This is a genomic window from Pseudomonas sp. JV245A (assembly GCF_032424515.1).
GTDB lineage: Bacteria > Pseudomonadota > Gammaproteobacteria > Pseudomonadales > Pseudomonadaceae > Aquipseudomonas > Aquipseudomonas protegens.
Window position 1 is genome coordinate 1 of record NZ_VYKE01000599.1, and the last position, 341, is coordinate 341.

The 341-nt window shown below is 62.8% G+C and carries 1 protein-coding gene; it reads left to right on the forward strand.

Going from position 1 to position 341, the window contains the following annotated elements; genetic code table 11:
* The coding region (locus tag F6S12_RS33215) for a solute carrier family 23 protein (RefSeq protein ID WP_315870048.1) at nucleotides 1–341 on the forward strand (341 nt) is incomplete at both ends.

Below are 341 nucleotides of genomic sequence, written 5' to 3' on the forward strand. Positions count from 1 at the left end.
AACATCGGCCTGGCAGCGGTGACCCTGGTGCTGGTGCTGCTGTTGAGCAAGATCGGCAGCGCGGCGATTTCCCGTCTGTCGATTCTCCTGGCCATGATCATCGGTACGGTGATCGCGCTGTTCCTGGGCATGGCGGACTTCTCCGGGGTCACCCAAGGGCCGATGTTCGGCCTGCCCACGCCATTCCACTTCGGCATGCCGACCTTTCATGTCGCGGCGATCCTGTCGATGTGCATCGTGGTCATGGTGACGCTGGTGGAAACCTCGGCGGACATCCTCGCCGTGGGTGAAATCATCCACACCAAGGTCGACTCCAAGCGCCTGGGCAACGGCCTGCGTGC